We start from the raw sequence: 15,611 nt of genomic DNA, 5'->3' as shown, positions 1-15,611 counted from the left end.
TTCAGCACGTTCAACGGACTGAATGAGTCGTTCAGGGCGTGAGCGCGGCGGTCAGTGGGCGGCGACCTGGCCCTGGGCGGCGCGCAGCGCGATGTCGGTGCGGTGGTGCGAGCCGGTGAGGTGCACCCTGGCGATCTTGCGGTAGGCGTCCTCGCGGGCCGCGTCGAGGTCGTCGCCGATCCCCACGACGGACAGCACGCGCCCGCCCGCGGAGATCACCGCGCCGTCGTCGCGCCTGCGGGTGCCCGCGTGCAGCACTCCGTCGGTCTCGCTGCCGGTGATCACGTCGCCGGTGCGCGGGCGGCCGGGGTAGCCCTCCGCCGCGACCACGACGGTGACCGCGGAGCCCTCGGCCCAGTCCAGCGCGGGCTGCTCGGCGAGCGTGCCGTTGGCGACCGCGAGCAGCAGCCCGGCGAGCGGGGTGCGCAGCAGCGCCAGCACCGCCTGGGTCTCGGGATCACCGAAGCGGCAGTTGAACTCGACGACCTGGACGCCCTCGCTGGTCAGCGCGAGCCCGGCGTAGAGCAGGCCGGAGAACGGCGTTCCGCGCCGCGCCAGCTCGGCGACCACGGGCCGCACGACGCGGTCCATGATCTCCTCGACCAGGCCCTCCGGCGCCCACGGCAGCGGGGCGTAGGCGCCCATGCCGCCGGTGTTCGGGCCGGAGTCGCCGTCGCCGACGCGCTTGAAGTCCTGCGCGGGCAGCAGCGGTACCGCGCTCTTGCCGTCCACGAGGCAGAACAGCGACACCTCCGGACCGTCCAAAAAGGACTCAAGGAGGACCGGGTGCCCACCGTCGAGCAGGTGCATGGCGTGCGCCCGCGCCGCGTCGAAGTCGGCGGTCACCACGACGCCCTTGCCTGCGGCGAGGCCGTCGTCCTTGACCACCCACGTCGGCCCGAAGCGACCGAGCGCCGCGTCCAGGCGAGCGGGGTTGTCCACGACCTCGCTGCGAGCGGTCGGCACACCGGCGGCGGACATGACGTCCTTGGCGAACGCCTTGGAGCCCTCGATCCGCGCGGCGGCCTTGGACGGGCCGAAGCACGGAATCCCGGCCTCGCGCAGGGCGTCGCCGACCCCGGCGACCAGTGGTCCCTCGGGGCCGATCGCCACGAGGTCCGCTCGCCATTCCGTGGCCAGCTCGGTGACCGCGGCCGGATCGGCGGCGTCGACGCCGCAGGTCTCGGCCAGCGCTGCGGTACCGGCGTTGCCGGGAGCGCAGGCCAGGGCGGTCACGCCCGGGTCGCGGGACAGTGCGAGGAGCAGGGCATGTTCGCGGGCACCTGCGCCGATCACGAGAACGCGCACGGGGAGCAACCCTAGATGCCCCGGCGCGCCGCGCGAAACTCGCGCTCGGACACGCCGTGCCGCGCCAGGCGTGCCGCCGCCTCCACGGCGGTCCAACCGGAGACCTGCACCGACAGGTCGCACTCCCACAGCGACTCGCGGCCGATGCCTTCCAGCCGCTCGGCCAGTCCCGCCGGCAGCTGGCCGAGCCTGCCGATCGCCGGGACCGTCCACTGTGGACCGAAGAGGGGTCCGCCCGGCACCGCCGCCCTGTTCCGCCACGCCCCCTCAGCGGAGCGATACACCGTGCTGGCAGCGGATTTCGCCGCTTCGCCGTCGAGCGCGACGGCCGCGGAGGCCAGGTACCTCGCGCAGATTCCCGCGTGCAGCCCGGAATCCGAGCCGCCGTTGCCGCGCAGCACTCCGGACACCGTCATGCGGTCGGCGACGGCCGCGATCGTGCGCTCCGCCAGCTCGCGCCAGCGGCTCTCCCCGGTGGCCCCGACGAGTTCGACGCACGCGCCGACGAGCAACCCCTGCGAGTGAGTGGATGTGACGTCGGACACGGCGTCCACCGACGGGTCGACGGACTCCGCGAGCAGCCCGGTTTCCTGATCGATCAACCGCTCCGACAACCACTCCACGGCCGAGCGCGCCCGCTGGAGATCAGCTCGCTCGCCGAACTCCTTGGCCAGCCTGACGAAGAGGATGGCGAACGCCGCGTTCGTCGCGGCGTCCTTCACCGAGCCGCCGCGCGTTGACCACAGGCCGCCGCCCGCGTGGTCGGTCCACGCCGCGCGCAGCCGCGACGCGATCGCGGCCAGGGCAGCGGACTTCGGCATGGCGGTCAGCGTGCGCGCACGCAGCAGCGCGAGCCCCATCAGCGCCAGGTCCTCGTGGCTGTCGGACAACCAGCCGTGCGGGTTGCGGAGCTTGATGCCGCGCACGAGCTTCACCACGGTGGCCTTGCGCGTGGTGTCGTCTGTGCGTTCGGCCGCGTCCACCGCGCAGTCCAACAACTGCGCCTGCCAGCCGTAGTGCCAGTGCGCGTGCAGCCGGTGCCCGGCCTCCGGCGGCCACCGCGTCATGCCGAGGCGCGTGCCGGGCGTGCCCCAGACCTGGCGCAGGTGCCTGCCGACGATGGCGACCTCAGCCACCGCCGCTCGCGCGGCCCACAGCTCGGGCACCTCGTCGGCGGTCACTGAGCCATCGTCGCCCCTGGAACCATCTGATGCGCGGGCGATTCACGTTGTGGCGCGCGATATCACCAAGCCGTGTCGAGATCCGCGTGCTCCCGGACCCACGCGTGCATGACGACGCCCGCCGCCACCCCCGCGTTGATCGACCGCGTCGAGCCGAACTGCGCGATGGACACCAGCAGCTCCGCCGCCTCGCGCGCTTCCTCGGACAACCCGGGACCTTCCTGGCCGAAGAGCAGCACGCAGCGCTCGGGCAGCCGTGCGCGTTCCAACCGCACCGAGCCGGGCGTGTTGTCCACCGCGACGAGCGCTAGGCCCTCCGTGCGGCAGAACTCCACCAGGCCGCTCACATCGGGGTGGTGCAGCACGTGCTGGTACCGGTCGGTGACCATCGCGCCCCGCCGGTTCCACCGCTTCCTGCCGACGATGTGCACGGCCTTCGCCGCGAACGCGTTGGCAGTCCGCACCACGGTCCCGATGTTGTGGTCGTGCTGGAAGTTCTCGATCGCCACGTGGAAGGGGTGCCTGCGGGTGTCCAGGTCCGCGACGACCGCTTCGCGCTTCCAGTAGCGGTAGGTGTCGACCACGTTGCGGCGGTCGCCCTCCGCGAGCAGCTCGGGGTCCCAGTGCTCGCCCTCGGGGAGCGGGCCCTCCCACGGGCCGACACCGACCGGCTCCGCGCCCCATTCGGTGGGGCCAGCCTCGGTCACGGTGCTACAGGCCGAGATCGGCGAGACCGAGCAGCGACCGGTACGGCAGCCCCTCCGCCTCGATGGCCTCCCTGGCACCTGTGTCGCGGTCGACCACTGTCGCGACGCCCACGACCTCGGCGCCGACCTCGCGCAGCGACGCCACGGCCGTCAGCACGCTGCCGCCGGTGGTCGAGGTGTCCTCCACCGCGAGCACGCGGCGGCCGGTCACGTCAGGACCTTCCACGAGCCGCTGGAGGCCGTGCGCCTTGGACGCCTTGCGCACCACGAACGCGTCCATGTCGCGCTCGGCGGCGTGCAGCATCGCGCAGGCGACCGGGTCGGCGCCCATGGTCAGCCCGCCGACCGCGGAGAAGTCCCAGTCGGAGGTGAGCTGGCCGAGCAGCTTCCCGATCAGCGGGGCCGCCGCGCGGTGCAGCGTGGCGCGGCGCAGGTCGACGTAGTAGTCGGCCTCGACACCGGAGGAGAGCACGACCTTGCCGTGCACGACGGCCAGCTCGCGCACGAGTTTCGCGAGTTCGGCCTTGGCGGTGGGGTCCACTTCGACGGTCACGAGTGGTGAGCTTCGCACGTCAGGTCCGCGCGGGCTTCGAGCGCCCGCCCGTCTTGGGTCCCTCGCCCGGCTCGACGCCCAGGTTGGTGATCATCTTCTTCAGGCACTCGATCATGAACGCGTAGTCGTCCTCGGAGATGCCGTCCAGCGACTGCCTGCGCACGCCGCTGATCACCAGCGCCAGCTTGAGCTGTCCGGCGCGGCCGATCTCGGTCAGCGTCTGGCGCACCACGCCGGAGCGCGGGTCCACCTCGGGAGCGAGCCAGCCCCGCGCGCACAGATCGCTGATGATCTCGTCGAGGTCGTGGTCGGAGATGCTGCGCAGCGAGGCGTGCAACTGGTCCCGCGTCGCACCCGCCGGCGCCTCGCGGACCAGGCACAGCACCAGCCAGTGCTGCCTGCTGACCCCGGCCTCGCGCAACCGCTTGTCGATGGTGCTGTTGAGCACCTCGCCGGTGCGCTTGATCCAGTAGCCGATGGGCTGCCGGCGAATCTCTCCCGCGTAGTCCACCGCCGCCCCTCCGCTCACGCCGATCATGCGCACCCTAGGACGTTTCGGCGAAGTGCACACCGCCGAAGCAGGAAATCGGTGGGTTGTTCACCGCTTCAGTCGGCTGACACCCGCTCTGTTCATCACCATGCGCACCAGCGACCTCGGCAGCAGACGGCCCACCCCGATGGCCGCCTTGTAATGCGCGCCGGGCACCGAGATCACCCGACCGCGACGGAGGTCGGCCAAACACTCGTGCACCACGCGGTCGGCTTCGAGCCACACCCAGCTCGGCGCCTTCGACATGTCGATCGAGGCGCGCTCGTGGAACTCCGTGTGGGTGAACCCCGGGCACAGCGCGACTACCCGCACGCCGGTGCCCGCCACCGCCGCAGCCAGCCCCTCGGAGAACGTGGTGACCCACGCCTTGCTCGCCGAGTACGCCGACCCGCGCTCCGGGAAGAACCCGGCGACGCTGGACACGTTGATCACCGCTCCGCGACCGCGGGCGCGCATCACCGGCAGCACCGCGTGGGTCAGCCGGAGCACCGCCGTGACGTTGACGTCCAGCTGCGCCTGGAGCTCTTCGACGGGGGAGTCCCAGAACTCCTTGCCCGTGCCGAAACCCGCGTTGTTGACCAGCAGGTCCACCGGCGCGTCCGGATCAGCCAGGCGCAGTTCGACCATGCCGCGCTGCTTCTCGTCGGCGAGGTCGGCCGCGAGCACTTCGACGTGGATCGAGTGCCGCTCGCGCAGCTCGTCGGCCAGCTTCTCCAGCCGCTCGCCGTTGCGGGCGACCAGCACGAGGTCGTGGCCCTCCGCGGCGAGTCGTCGGGCGAAGGCGGCTCCGATGCCAGCAGTGGGACCAGTGACCAGCGCAGTCGGCATAACTCCAGGTTAACGCCCGTGCACAGCCCGCACACCACCCCGTGGGAAAACCCGCGGTCGCGACTACGAGTCGAGTTCTGCCAGGTCCAGCACGACCGGTTCTCCACGCCGTGGAAATCCTGACGTTCACCGCGGGGACCACGAACAGGTCCGACCGTCCTGCGCCCCGGAGGGCGTCGTCCACCAGTCGAGCCAGTACCCAAAGATCAACTCATGGCGAGACCCGTCACCGGGAGGGGGCAGGGCCAGCCACTCCTCGACGGTGTGCGGGCCGATCGTCGGCTGGTCCAGAGCGCTAGTGCTCGGAGTGGTGGGGGGCGGTGGAGGAGCGGTAGACCTCGGGGTCCTCGTGGTGGGTGTTCGGGTCGGAGTCGAACGGGTCCACGAAGTCCGCGACCTCGCCGAGGTCGGACAGCAGCCGCTCCAGGCGCGCCGGGTCGGCGTTGGGCGGGGCGGCGGCGAGCACCCAGGTGCCCTCCAGCCAGACCACCATCACGTCGTCGCCGATCTCGTCGACGGCCTCGACGAACTCCGGCGTGATCAGCGGGTGCGCCACGGCCATGTCGGCGGTGAAGCCGTAGCGGTTGCCGACCGGGCCGTAGAGGTCCAGCTCGGCCTCGCGCTCGCGGGCGAACGGCACGCTCGGCTCCCACAGCTCCAGCACCGTCGGCACGGAGCGGCGCAGCTTCACCGCGGCCAGCACCATGGTGACCTTGCTGCCCTGCTCGTGGTCCATGACCTGCACGAGCCTGCGCCCGTCGGCGGTGAACATCGAGCCGGTCACCACGTCGGTCGCGCTGCCGGACTTGGAGAACGCCAGACCGCCGTGCTGCCACTGGGTCAGCAGCGCGTTGTCGCTCTCGGCGAAGCGCCAGCCGCGCAGTGCGGCCCATCTGCGGCGCTCACGATTGCGTGCCGTGCGCTGCGCCCGATCTCCGGCGAGCAGCGCGAGACCCGCAACCGCCGCGACGACGGCGATGAGGAACCAGATCCACGCTGGGAAACCCACACTGCGCAGCGTAGCGGTGAGATCGGCCACAACGTAGGACGCGGCCCGCTCGGAGGCGTCGAATTGGCCACAAAACGTGCGCGTGGACGATCTCACCCGACCGGGCGCACCGCGGCTACGCCTCCTGGTTTCCCGGGTTGACCTGCAAGGACGAGTTGTCGTCCGTCACGTCGACGAACACGGCGTCACCGTCGCGAACATCACCCGACAGTAGTTTCCTGGCGAGCTGGTCACCGATGCTCGACTGCACCAGCCTGCGCAGCGGCCGGGCCCCGTAGACGGGGTCGAAGCCGTTGAGCGCGAGCCAGTCGCGGGCCGCCGGGGTGACCTCCAGGCGCAGCCGCCGCTGCTCCAGCCGCTTGGTCAGCTTGGCCACCTGGATGTCCACGATGGACGTCAGCTCCTCGGTCGCCAGCTGGTGGAAGACCACGACGTCGTCGAGCCGGTTCAGGAACTCCGGCTTGAAGTGCCGCTGCACCACGCCCAGCACGGCCTCCTGGCGCTGCCGCTCGTCCAGCGCGATGTCGGTCAGCGCGTGCGAGCCGAGGTTGGAGGTCAGCACCAGGATCGTGTTGCGGAAGTCCACGGTGCGGCCCTGGCCGTCGGTCAGCCTGCCGTCGTCGAGCACCTGGAGCAGCACGTCGAAGACGTCCTGGTGGGCCTTCTCGACCTCGTCCAGCAGCACGACGCTGTACGGCCGCCGCCGCACCGCCTCGGTCAGCTGACCGCCCTGGTCGTAGCCGACGTAGCCGGGCGGAGCGCCGACGAGCCGCGCGACGGTGTGCTTGTCGCCGTACTCGCTCATGTCGATGCGGATCATCGCCCGCTCGTCGTCGAACAGGAACTCCGCCAGTGCCTTGGCCAGCTCGGTCTTGCCGACGCCGGTGGGGCCGAGGAACAGGAACGAGCCGGTCGGCCGGTCGGGGTCGGCGACGCCCGCGCGCGCCCTGCGGACGGCGTCGGAGACCGCGCGCACGGCCTCGGCCTGGCCGATCACCCGCGAGCCCAGCTCCTCCTCCATGCGCAGCAGCTTCGCGGTCTCGCCCTCCAGCAGCCGCCCGGCCGGGATGCCGGTCCACGCGCTGACCACGTCGGCCACGTCGTCGGCGGTGACCTCCTCCTTGAGCATCACGTCGGCGTCTGGCGCCGTCACGGCCGCGGTCGCCGCGTCGAGTTCCTTCTCCAGGGCGGGAATCCGGCCGTAGCGCAGCTCGGCGGCCCGGCCGAGGTCGCCGTCGCGCTCGGCCCGCTCCGACTCGCCGCGCAGCTGTTCCAACTGCTCCTTCAGCTCGCGGACGCGCTCGATGGAGCCCTTCTCGTTCTGCCAGCGCGCGGTCAGCGCGTCCAACGCCTCCCGCTGCTCGGCCAGCTCGGCGCGCAGCGCGTCCAGCCGGACCTTCGAGGCGGCGTCGTCCTCTTTGGACAGTGCCATCTCCTCGATCTCCAGGCGGCGCACCGAGCGCTCGACCTCGTCGATCTCCACCGGCCGCGAGTCGATCTCCATCCGGAGCCGCGAGGCTGCCTCGTCGACCAGGTCGATCGCCTTGTCCGGCAGGAAGCGCGCGGTGATGTAGCGGTCGGACAGCGTCGCGGCGGCGACCAGCGCGCTGTCGGTGATCCGGACGCCGTGGTGGACCTCGTAGCGCTCCTTGAGGCCGCGCAGGATGCCCACCGCGTCGGCCACGCTGGGCTCGCCGACCAGCACCTGCTGGAAGCGCCGCTCCAGCGCGGGGTCCTTCTCGATGTGCTTGCGGTACTCGTCGAGCGTGGTCGCGCCGACCATGCGCAGCTCACCACGCGCCAGCATCGGCTTGATCATGTTGCCCGCGTCCAAGGACGACTCAGTGCCCGTTGCACCGGCGCCGACGATCGTGTGCAGCTCGTCGATGAAGGTGATCACCTGGCCCGCCGAGTCGGTGATCTCCTTGAGCACGGCCTTGAGCCGCTCCTCGAACTCACCGCGGAACTTCGCCCCGGCCACCATCGAGCCCATGTCCAGCGAGATGACCCGCTTGCCGCGCAGGGACTCCGGCACGTCACCGGCGACGACGCGCTGGGCGAGGCCCTCGACGATCGCGGTCTTGCCGACGCCGGGCTCACCGATCAGCACCGGGTTGTTCTTGGTGCGCCTGGACAGCACCTGGACCACGCGGCGGATCTCCGCGTCGCGGCCGATCACCGGGTCCAACTCGCCGCGCCGCGCGCGCTCGGTCAGGTCGACGCCGTACTTCTCCAGCGCCTTGAAGGTGCCCTCGGGGTCCGGGCTGGTGATCCGCGCGGTGCCGCGCACCTTGGCGAAGGCCTCGCGGATCGCGTCGGCGTTGGCGCCGTGCCGCACCAGCAGGTCGCCGACCTGACCGCCCTTGGCGGCGAGGCCGACCAGCAGGTGTTCGGTGGAGACGTACTCGTCGCCCATCTCGGTCGCGAGGTGCTGCGCGTGGGTGATCGACCGGACGGCGTCGCCGGAGAAGTTCGGCGCGTTCACCGTCGTCCCGGTGGCCGCGGGCAGCCCGGTGGCGAGCTTGTCCAGCTCGTCGCGGACCCGCCTGGGGTCCGCTCCGACCGCTGTCAGCAGCGGTGCGGCCAGGCCGTCAGCCTGCGCCAGCAGGGCGCCGAGCAGGTGCACCGTGCCCACGTCCGGGTTCCCGGCGACGGTCGCCGCCTGGATCGCGGCGGAGATCGCCTGCTGTGCCTTCGTGGTCGGATTGAAAGCGTCCATTCCCCCACCTCATCGTCAACCGGGCCAACACCCGGACCAACGTGCGAAAGGTTGAGTGTGTTCCGCTCAACTTAGCTGAGGAGAGGCATCGCGGAGTGGTGTCCGTCACCCGCGAGTCACGTCATCTGCGGCCTGTGGATGGTTCCCGGCTGTCCACAGGTGAATCCACAGATCCGCCGCGCTGCTCCACACGTTGGCCCGTCTTGCCCCCAGGTAGCGCCACATCACTCACATGCTTCACACCAGTACCCACAGGTTGAGGCGAGTTATCCCCAATCCCCAGTTCGTTGTCCACAGGGTTGTCCTCAGCGGCTGTGGATGAACCGCGCAGCGGCACTTCCTTGATCAACAGCACTGAGGCCAGTGTGACCAGTGAGATCACCGCGGCGATCAGGAACAGCACTCCGGTGGCGTCCCCGTAGGCGTCGCGGACCACCGTGCGCACGGGTTCTGGCAGGTGGGCGAGGTCAAGCGAACCGCTGCCCCCGGTCGCCCCGTGCAGCTTCTCCGTGACGAGCCCGGAGACCTGGGCGGCCAGCACCGCGCCGAGCACCGACACCCCGGCCGTGCCGCCGAGCGAGCGGAAGAACGTCACCGTCGAGCTGGCCGTGCCGAGGTCGCGGATGTCGGTGGAGTTCTGCACGGCCAGCACCAGGTTCTGCGTGCTCAACCCGAGGCCGAGCCCGAGCAGCAGCTGGTAGCCGCCGAGCAGCCAGAGCGAGGTGCCGTGGTCGACGCCCGACATCAGCGCCAGGCCGAGCACCATCAGCACCGCGCCCGAGACCAGGAAGCCCTTCCACCGCCCGGTGCGCGTGATCATCTGCCCGGACAGCGTCGACGAGACGAGCAGTCCGAAGATCAGCGGCAGCGTGAGCAGGCCGGAGATGGTCGGCGAGAACCCGCGTGCGAGCTGGAAGTACTGGCCGAGGAAGACCGAGGCGCCGAACATGCCCGTGCCGACCGCGATGCTGGCGAGCACGCCGAGCACGAGCGTGCGGTTGCGGAACAGCCGCAGCGGGATGACCGGCTCGCGCACCCTCCGCTCCACCACGAGCGCGGCCGCGAGGACCACGACCGAGCCGAGCACGAACGCGGCGGTCTGCCAGGACAGCCACGGGAAGTTCTTGCCCACCAAGGAGATCCAGATCAGCAGCAGGCTCACGCCGCCGGTGATCAGGGTCGCGCCCGCCCAGTCGATGCTGACCTCGCGGCGCAGCACGGGCAGGTGCAGCGTCCTGCCGATCACGTACATCGCGAGCAGTGCCAGCGGCACCACCACGAAGAAGCACCAGCGCCAGCCGAGCCAGTCGGTGTCGACGATGAACCCGCCCGCGAGCGGTCCGGCGACGGTGGCCACGGCCAGCACCGAGCCGGTGTAGCCGCTGTAGCGACCGCGCTCGCGCGGGCTGACCATCGCCGCGATGACCACCTGGGCCAACGCCTGCACGCCGCCGAGCCCGAGGCCCTGCACGGCGCGGTAGGCGATCAGCTCCGGCATGGACTGGGCCAGCCCGCAGAGCACCGAGCCGAAGGTGAACAGGCCGATCGCCACCTGGTAGAGCAGCTTCTTGCTGAACAGGTCGGCGAGCTTGCCCCAGAGCGGCGTGGTCGCGGTCGAGGCGAGCAGGGTGGCGGTGACGACCCAGGTGTACTGGCTCTGCGTGCCCTTCAGGTCGGCCAGGATCGTCGGCAGGGCGTTGGCCACGATGGTCGAGCTGAGGATCGCCACCAGCAGCGCCAGCAACAGCCCGGTCATCGCCCGCAGGACCTCGCGGTGAGTCATGGGTGCGGTCTCGTTCATCGGGTGGCTCCGGTCGGAGTTGTCGGTTCGAGCGCTTCGCGGACGGCGCGCGCCATGGCCTCGATCAGTGAGCTGACCCGGTGCACATCGTCATCCGGCCAGCCGTCGAGCGCCCGGCGGAGCCATTCCGTCTGCCGTCGCCGCCACCCGTCGAGCACGGCGGCGCCCTTGGCGGTCGCGCTGATCAGGTGCACGCGCCCGTCACCGGGGGCGGGACGGCGGCTCACCAGTCCGCCGCGCTCCAGCTGGGCGATCTGTCTGCTGATCACGGAGGGGTCGACGGCGCGTTCCTGGGCGAGCGTTCCGCCCGCGCACTCGCCGCGCCGCTCGAACTCGGAGAGCAGGCTGATCAGCGCGAGGCTGGGTTCGCCCTGCTCGATCTGGCGGTGCGCCACCGCGTGCCTGAGCTGGGCGAGTTCGCGGAACTGCTGGATGAGTTCGACGCAGGTCTCGGTGGTGGGCGCCACGACAGCCTCCCTCATGGTTGCGCAATACAACTATAAGGGAGTTAGTTGTGCTCAGCAACCTTCTGCGAGGGGTTCGGCTAGAGGTCCTCGTTGAGCTTGCCGAGCAGGTCCGCGAGCGCGCGGATGTCCTCGGTCTCCCAGTCGGCGAAGTTCTGCCAGAACCGCTGCCTGCGCTCGGAGCGCACCGCGACCAGCCGCTGCCTGCCGCTCTCGGTCAGCTGCACCAGCCGCGCCCTGCCGTCGGTGGGATCGGCGACGCGCTCGATCAGCTCCAGCGACTCCAGCTGCCCGAGCTGCCTGCTCACCGTCGACTTGTCCAGCCCGAAGCGCTCGGCCAGCTCGGCGGCGCGCACCGGCTCGCTGTCGGCGATGAACACCAGCAGCCCGTACGCGGCGGCGTCCAGGTCCGGGTGCAGCCGGGCGGCCAGTGTCAGCGACAGGCTGCGTGCGCGCCGGAACAGCACCGACAGCTCGCGCTCCACCGCGTCCCCGGCCGCGCGCCGGTGCGAGTGCGCCGTGTCCTCGTCGCTCATCGTCCCCGGTCTTCCCCTCGAACCCGCCTGAAGGGAAAACCTAGGGCACCCCCCGTTCGGTCCCCGTGACCATCCGGGTGGCACACCCCGCAGTTCGCCAGTCTCCAAGACCAGCACCCCCCACCGCCGCGCCCCGAACGACCCGTTCAGCTCCTTCGAACGCACCAAACGACCCGTTCAGGGCCGTCCAAACGGACTGAACGAGTCATTGAGGTGGTTGAACGGACTGAACGAGTCATTGAGGTGGTTGGGCGTGCTGAATGACTCGTTCAGCACGTTCAACGGACCGAACGCGGCGTTGGCGGTCAGTCGTGCTTGCCGACCTCGGTGGGCTGCCAGGGCTTGGGCATGTCCTTCGCGCCGAAGTAGTCGCCGCCCTTGCGCTTGGCGTCGTCGGTGCCCCACGGGCGGTCCCGGCCGACCGGCACCAGGCGCGGGATGTGCTTGCGGCAGTGGATGTAGGCCTCCTCGACCGCCACGACCACCCAGCGCTCGGGCGTGCGGCCCTTCTCGAAGTCGGTCGGCAGATCGGGGTGCTCCACGCGCAGGTCGGCGTCCTCGACGATCCTGGCGTGCCCGTTGACGTGCAGGCCGATCACGTCCTCGGCGAAGTCGATCATCAGGATGCCCACGTGCGGGTTCTCGCTGATGTTGCCGAGGCTGGCCATCACGCCGTTGCCCCGGTACTCCGGGTACGCGAGGTGGCCGGAGTCGAGCGCGCGCACGAAACCGGGCGGCCCGGCGCGCAGCGAGGCGTCGCACTCGCCCTTGTTGTCGGCGGTGGAGACGAACAGCATCTCCATCCGACCGATGAACTCGACCATTTTCTCGTTGAGGTGGTCGAGCACCTGGTCGTTGTAGAAGCGCTCGGCCCGCTTGTGAGTGCCGTACACGTTCTGCAGCAGGTGTTCGCCCCGCGAGCCCGGCAACCGGTCGCCGGTATCGGCGTGCGGGTCCTCGGGCTGGAGGGCGATGAGCCTGGTCGGAGCCTCGGCGGGGACCGGCCGCCGGAGCAGCTGGGTGGGCTGGTCGGGGGCGAGGCGAACGGGTGCACCGGAAGGGCTTTCTGGAACACCCCGTCGCACGGGAGAATGGGGGAGCGGAACCGCGCTCGACGCACCGCTGCTCCGCTGCGGCTCGTGATCGACTGGTCGGGTCACCGGCACGGTCGGGGGACGTGACGGTGTCTCGGCCAGCTCCAGTAGCAGTAGGTCAGGACCGGCGGTGCCGGTCGGGACGGGGGAGTCGGGGATCACCGGGCCACGGTGTCACGATCAGGTGGGTCCACGCACATGCAGGTGGGAGGTTCGCCCGTTGGCCGGAAGTCTGTACACACGCAGTAAGCAAATTGCACTCGAAGGTGGCATCAAGGGGCCACTGGGCTGGATGAAGAGTTAGTGTCCACCCTGTCGGGGGACGCTCGTCGACCAATGGTGTGCCAAGGCGGTACGCCGAACAACGTGGAGAAGACGCGCCCGGACCATGACCGCGAACGCCGTGCTTATGCCAGTGCCACCCTCGCAACCTAACCGCCAGCCCCCTGCCCAGGTCTCCGCCATGGTGCGGATGATCCGGGAGAGCTTCGCGGTCGTTGAGCCGGTGGCCGAGGATGTCGCCAGGTTCTTCTACGGGATGCTTTTCAGCCTCGCACCGGCCACTCGCGAGCTGTTCCCGGCGAACATGGAGGTGCAACGCAGCCGACTGCTGCGTGCGCTGGTCCACGTCGTGCAGATGGTGGACCGCCCCGATGACCTTGTCCCCTTCCTACGGCAGCTCGGCCGCGACCACCGCAAGTTCGGTGTCGTGGCCAGCCATTACGAGGCGGTGGGCACCGCGCTGCTGTCCTCCGTGCGCAAGTACGCGGGCGACGCGTGGACCTCGGACGTCGAACGCGCGTGGGCCGAGGCCTACACGATCATGGCCCGCACCATGCAGGAGGCGGCCAACGCCGACGAGAGCCCCGCGTGGTGGAACGGCCAGGTCGTCGGCCACCAGCGACTGAGCTGGGACCTCGCGGTCGTGCGCGTGCAGACCGAGTACCCGATCCCCTACCGCGCCGGGCAGTACGTCAGCGTGGAGACCCCGCAGCGCCCCCGCCTGTGGCGCTACCTCTCGCCGGCCAACGGCCCGCGCGAGGACGGGATGATGGAGTTCCACGTCCGCTCGGTCGAGGGCGGCTGGGTCAGCCGCGCGATCGTCGGGCACGCCCAGATCGGCGACACCTGGCGGATCGGTCCGCCGATGGGCCGCATGGGCGTCGACCGCACCAGCGGCCGCGACGTGCTGATGGTGGCCGGCGGAACCGGGGTCGCGCCGATGCGCGCGATGGTCGACGACATGGCCCAGTGGGGCGAGAACCCCAGGGTCAACCTGTTCGTCGGCGGTCGCACCCGCGCCGACCTGTACGACCTGGAGAACCTCCAGCGGCTGGCCATGGCCAACCCGTGGCTGACCGTGGTGCCCGCGCTGGAGGCCGACCCCGGTGCGCGCGGCGTCGAGCACGGCTCGCTCGCCGACGTCGTCACCCGCTACGGCTCGTGGAACGACCGCGACGTCCTGGTCTGCGGTTCGCCCGCGATGATCCGCGCGACCGTCTCCAGGATGCTCGTCGCGGGAACACCGCTCGACCGGATCAAGTACGACCCGTTCACCCTCGACTAGAGCGCTCGGCGGACCCGCGCGGGGTCCGCCGAGCAACGCCTCACGCGGGCAGCGCTCCGGTGGCGAAGAACGCCCGGCAGCTCTGGTCCGCGACGTAGTCGGTGGAGATCTCCAGCACCCGCTTGCCGTCCAGCGAGGGCACCAGCGTCGGGCTGTAGTTCGGGCAGTAGTTGTCCCGCGCGCCGGGAACCGGAACCGGGGCCACGCCCTCGGTCCACCGGCCGTTGCCGTTGGTGTCGTTGACGAACAGCGTCCGCCCGTTGCCGGGGGCGACCGAGCCGTCCGCGTTCTGCAGGATCTGGCCGATCAGCAGCAGCCTGCCCTGCGGCGTGAGCGCGATCGTCGGCGTGTGGGTGAAGTACCGCCCGTGCGTGCTCTCCACCAGCGTGCCGAAGTTGAACGGGTCGCCCCAGTTCACGCCGTCCTCGGAGCTCCGGTGGTAGACCGCGCAGAAGTACTTGCCGAACTGCGCGCAGATCTCGTAGGTCATGTAGAAGACGCCGTTGTTCAGCCGCCGCACGTTCGGCATTCCCGGGCGGTGCCAACGGTTCCCGCTCGTCACCACGTGCGTCTTCGGCCCCCACGTGACGCCGTCGACCGACACCCGCTGCGCGATCAGCTGGTCGAAGCGCGGTTTCTCCGTCTCGTCGGCGAACTGGCAGACCAGCCGCCCCTGCCGGTCGAGGAACAGCTCCGGCTCCCACAGCCCCTGCCCGTTCGGCGAGTCGTAGCAGGAGGTCAGCTGCGTCCAGGTGCGCCCGCGGTCGCGGCTCTGCCAGACCCGCAGCGACATGTTCCGCTCGTCCTGGCCGACGCTGCCCGCCCAGAGCAGCGTGCCCTTGGCCAGCCTGCCGACCTTCTGCGGCAGTTCGTACAGGTGCGTGCAGCACAACCCGTGCGCCGCAAGGGGGTCCTTGATCGCGCCGATCTTGCGGAAGCTCTTGCCGTCATCGCGGCTCTCGTAGATCGACCCGATCCCGGCACCGTTGGTGTAGGTCGTGGTGGTGGCGATGACGCGGCCGTTGAACGGGCCGGAGTGCTGGAGGCGGATCGCCCTGGGGTAGGTCGCGTGCGTCTGTTCGAGCGACCGCACCGGGCTGGGCTCCGCGAGCGCGGGAACGGCGCTCACCAGCAGCACGAGTACGGCCAGCAAGACCTGGCCTGCACGGCGGTGCATGGGGCTCCTCGGGGGAAGGAGAGCGTGTCGGGGAGGCACACTTTCCCACTCCGCTGGGCCGAACGTCGCATCGCCCTAGTCCTTTTGCCCCATTCGGCGCAGTGATCAACTCCGGGT

At 70.6% G+C, this 15,611-nt stretch carries 14 protein-coding genes; 1 reads left to right on the top strand and 13 read right to left on the bottom strand.

All coding sequences use genetic code 11. From position 1 onward, the window contains the following. Window positions 1–51: 51 nt before the first annotated feature. The 12 genes from purD to CCN37_RS31085 all read right to left on the bottom strand — a co-directional run bounded on the left by purD (window position 52) and on the right by CCN37_RS31085 (window position 12,741). Entirely contained in the window at window positions 52–1,308 is a 1,257-nt protein-coding gene (gene purD / locus CCN37_RS31140) for a phosphoribosylamine--glycine ligase (RefSeq protein ID WP_086827718.1), read from the bottom strand. 11 nt (window positions 1,309–1,319) lie between these two features. Then, window positions 1,320–2,489 (bottom strand): glycoside hydrolase family 76 protein, encoded by a 1,170-nt coding sequence (locus tag CCN37_RS31135; protein WP_246843413.1) that lies wholly within the window; start codon window positions 2,487–2,489, stop codon window positions 1,320–1,322. A gap of 62 nt (window positions 2,490–2,551) precedes the next feature. Continuing rightward, window positions 2,552–3,196, bottom strand: a complete 645-nt coding sequence (locus CCN37_RS31130) for an RNA methyltransferase (RefSeq protein WP_086827716.1) — start codon at window positions 3,194–3,196, stop codon at window positions 2,552–2,554. A 4-nt stretch (window positions 3,197–3,200) separates the two neighbouring features. Next, the gene (gene pyrE / locus CCN37_RS31125; protein WP_246843412.1) at window positions 3,201–3,749 is read right to left on the bottom strand and encodes an orotate phosphoribosyltransferase; all 549 of its coding nucleotides are present in this window, start codon (window positions 3,747–3,749) and stop codon (window positions 3,201–3,203) included. 19 nt (window positions 3,750–3,768) lie between these two features. Then, window positions 3,769–4,278, bottom strand: a complete 510-nt coding sequence (locus CCN37_RS31120; RefSeq protein WP_143261886.1) for a MarR family winged helix-turn-helix transcriptional regulator — start codon at window positions 4,276–4,278, stop codon at window positions 3,769–3,771. A gap of 69 nt (window positions 4,279–4,347) precedes the next feature. Then, on the bottom strand, window positions 4,348–5,127 hold the full coding sequence (locus CCN37_RS31115) for an SDR family oxidoreductase (RefSeq protein WP_086827712.1): 780 nt from the start codon (window positions 5,125–5,127) through the stop codon (window positions 4,348–4,350). Between the two features lie 295 nt (window positions 5,128–5,422). Then, a complete protein-coding gene (locus CCN37_RS31110; RefSeq protein ID WP_086827732.1) occupies window positions 5,423–6,136 on the bottom strand; it encodes a hypothetical protein in 714 nt (237 codons plus the stop codon). Window positions 6,137–6,251: 115 nt separating this feature from the next. Beyond that, window positions 6,252–8,855: an ATP-dependent chaperone ClpB gene (gene clpB / locus CCN37_RS31105; protein WP_086827710.1), complete on the bottom strand. Its 2,604-nt coding sequence runs from the start codon at window positions 8,853–8,855 to the stop codon at window positions 6,252–6,254. Between the two features lie 121 nt (window positions 8,856–8,976). Beyond that, window positions 8,977–10,656 carry an MDR family MFS transporter gene (locus tag CCN37_RS31100; RefSeq protein WP_246843411.1) on the bottom strand — a complete coding sequence of 560 codons (1,680 nt, stop codon included), beginning with the start codon at window positions 10,654–10,656 and terminating at the stop codon, window positions 8,977–8,979. Continuing rightward, a complete protein-coding gene (locus CCN37_RS31095; RefSeq protein WP_168200938.1) occupies window positions 10,653–11,123 on the bottom strand; it encodes a MarR family winged helix-turn-helix transcriptional regulator in 471 nt (156 codons plus the stop codon). Before CCN37_RS31095 ends, CCN37_RS31100 begins: the two co-directional genes overlap by 4 nt. 77 nt (window positions 11,124–11,200) lie before the next feature. Beyond that, window positions 11,201–11,656, bottom strand: a complete 456-nt coding sequence (locus CCN37_RS31090) for a MarR family winged helix-turn-helix transcriptional regulator (RefSeq protein WP_086827706.1) — start codon at window positions 11,654–11,656, stop codon at window positions 11,201–11,203. 305 nt (window positions 11,657–11,961) lie between these two features. Next, entirely contained in the window at window positions 11,962–12,741 is a 780-nt protein-coding gene (locus CCN37_RS31085; RefSeq protein ID WP_371505217.1) for a pyridoxamine 5'-phosphate oxidase family protein, read from the bottom strand. Window positions 12,742–13,213: 472 nt separating this feature from the next. Here CCN37_RS31085 and CCN37_RS31080 point away from each other — a divergent pair, with 472 nt between their 5' ends. Next, the gene (locus CCN37_RS31080; protein WP_086827704.1) at window positions 13,214–14,317 is read left to right on the top strand and encodes an FAD-binding oxidoreductase; all 1,104 of its coding nucleotides are present in this window, start codon (window positions 13,214–13,216) and stop codon (window positions 14,315–14,317) included. Between the two features lie 40 nt (window positions 14,318–14,357). On the opposite strand, the gene CCN37_RS31075 is transcribed toward CCN37_RS31080, so the two are convergent. Beyond that, window positions 14,358–15,494, bottom strand: coding sequence for a sialidase family protein (locus CCN37_RS31075; protein ID WP_086827701.1), 1,137 nt, complete (start codon window positions 15,492–15,494; stop codon window positions 14,358–14,360). Between the last annotated feature and the right edge of the window lie 117 nt (window positions 15,495–15,611).

Origin of the sequence: Allokutzneria sp. NRRL B-24872, from assembly GCF_002155965.1 — a bacterium.
GTDB lineage: Bacteria > Actinomycetota > Actinomycetes > Mycobacteriales > Pseudonocardiaceae > Allokutzneria.
This window is presented reverse-complemented; position numbering and strand designations above follow the sequence as displayed.

What these genes read in the sequence shown, in the direction of transcription:
- CCN37_RS31100 (WP_246843411.1), bottom strand. Translation starts at nt 10,656, where the DNA reads ATGAACGAGACCGCACCCATGACTCACCGCGAGGTCCTGCGGGCGATG.
- CCN37_RS31090 (WP_086827706.1), bottom strand. Translation starts at nt 11,656, where the DNA reads ATGAGCGACGAGGACACGGCGCACTCGCACCGGCGCGCGGCCGGGGAC.
- CCN37_RS31115 (WP_086827712.1), bottom strand. Translation starts at nt 5,127, where the DNA reads ATGCCGACTGCGCTGGTCACTGGTCCCACTGCTGGCATCGGAGCCGCC.
- CCN37_RS31080 (WP_086827704.1), top strand. Translation starts at nt 13,214, where the DNA reads ATGGTGCGGATGATCCGGGAGAGCTTCGCGGTCGTTGAGCCGGTGGCC.
- CCN37_RS31075 (WP_086827701.1), bottom strand. Translation starts at nt 15,494, where the DNA reads ATGCACCGCCGTGCAGGCCAGGTCTTGCTGGCCGTACTCGTGCTGCTG.
- clpB (WP_086827710.1), bottom strand. Translation starts at nt 8,855, where the DNA reads ATGGACGCTTTCAATCCGACCACGAAGGCACAGCAGGCGATCTCCGCC.